The 1814-nt window shown below is 65.6% G+C and carries 1 protein-coding gene; it reads right to left on the reverse strand.

Annotated features, from left to right (window positions below; all coding sequences use genetic code 11):
• Nucleotides 1-182: 182 nt before the first annotated feature.
• Nucleotides 183-1742 (reverse strand): IS1182 family transposase, encoded by a 1560-nt coding sequence (locus tag HTS88_RS21910; RefSeq protein WP_174182296.1) that lies wholly within the window; start codon nt 1740-1742, stop codon nt 183-185.
• Nucleotides 1743-1814 lie beyond the last annotated feature (72 nt).

Here is a 1814-nt window from a genome sequence, read left to right on the forward strand (position 1 = left end):
CTAGGAGACTGCTGAACAACGGTGGTGTTGGGGCGAGCGGAACGCCACCAATGGCCGTCAAGCGGCGTGTTAGGTCAGCACTCTAGGTGCGATAACGGGGTCGTTCCGCCCGCTTATTTCATTGTGCACCCGGCTGTGGGACATCATTCAGTGGTCGGAGGGGACGGGTCCGAACGGTTGGTTCATCCCAGCGCCCATGATCCCTCGTTCCTGGTCAGTCCGAGGTTGAGCAGGCGTCGCAGGTTCAGTCCCGCGATCCGCAGTTGCAGCCAGGCGTTGTTCCGGCTGACGCCGCGGTGCCGAACGCGGCGATTGCCGCGGGTTAGCCAGGCTATGGACCGCTCGACCATCGGCCGGTGCGTGCGGTAGTCGTCCTGGAAGGCCGGATCCGAGGCGCGTTGACGGTGTTCGCGCAGTAAGGCGTCGTGTTCGTGGAGTTCGAGTTTGCGTCCCCGCGGTGAGGCGGTGCACCGGGCCCGGAACGGGCAGCCGGTGCAGGCGGCGCCGAACGTAACCCGCCGTTTGACGGTGATGGTCTTGGTGATGCCGTTCGGGCAGGTCGCGGTGCCGGCTGCTTCATCGACGCTGAAGTCATCGAGGGTGAACCCGCTTTCGACGGCCGGGCGCAGCGGCCAGGGTTTGATCACCGGGGTATGGCCGGTGCGGGTGAGAGCGGCGAGCATTTCCCCGGAACCGTAGGCCGAATCGGCCAGGACGTCCACGCTGGTGTTGGTGATCGTGGGATCCATGCCGATCAGCCGGGCACCGACGGTCCCGTCACTGTTCTCCGGACCGGAGGCCTTTGTCAGCTCACCGGCGGTGATGAGCCCAGTCTCAGGCTCGATGACAATGTGCGCCTTGAATCCGTCCTGCTGACGGGACCGGGTCTTATGCGCATGCCGGGCATCCGGGTCCACGGTGGAGATCAGCCGGTCCGGGGCGACCTTGCGGGCGATCCGCCACCTCCCGTCGGTCCCGTCCGAGTCCTCAGCCGGTTCCACGTCCTGCCCGGCAACCAAGGCCAGCAGCGCATACGCATCAGCGGGCTTACCCTCCAAAGTTTCGGGATCGACCGCGGCGAGCAACGCCAGCGCGTCGGTGACAAGCGCGGAGATCAGCCCGTCTTTGGCGTCCTGGTCATCCCAGGCGATGTCCGGTTTGCCGGTTCGGGTGTAGTCATAGCCGGTCGCCCGGGTGGCGACCAGCTCCTGTCCGCCAGGGACATCACGGCCGAAGCGGCGGACCGCGGCGATCAGCTGCGTGATCGTGTCCTGCCGGGCGACGGCGTCATCAAGGACCGTTGAATCCACTGCCCGGCGGCGCTTGCCCTGCAGGACCCCGGTCCCGGCGATAACATCGGCGATCGCTTCCATGATCCGGTGCGGGTTCTTCGATGCCGCCAGCCGCCTCCGCCAGTACGTCAGCGTGCTCGGATGGAACGCCGTATCGGTCAGCCCGTACCCGCACGCGGCCTTCCACCGCAGATCAAACGTCAAAGCCTCCGCCGTTTCCCGGTCAGAGAGCCCCTGCAACGCCTGCAACACCAGCACCGAACCGATCACCGGCGCCGGAACCGAGGGCCGGCCCCGCCGCGACGGGAACAGATCCTCCATCATCGAATCCGGGAACAACCGCCCCCTGTTCTTGGCCAGAAATGCAAAGACACTGCCCGGAGCCAACAACTCTCCGGCCAGTGCCTCCACATCCAAATACCCGCGTTGCGCGTCCTCGCGTCCCTGCATAAGACCAGTCTTAATCACCAGCCTCACCAGTCCAGCCGACGCGCCTAAACCAACGGATATTTCAGCAGTCTC

The sequence above is a fragment of the Pseudarthrobacter oxydans genome, from assembly GCF_013314975.1.
Taxonomy (GTDB): Bacteria; Actinomycetota; Actinomycetes; order Actinomycetales; family Micrococcaceae; genus Arthrobacter; species Arthrobacter oxydans.

Coding starts and splice junctions, on each gene's coding strand:
- HTS88_RS21910 (WP_174182296.1), bottom strand. CDS start 1,742: ATGCAGGGACGCGAGGACGCGCAACGCGGGTATTTGGATGTGGAGGCA.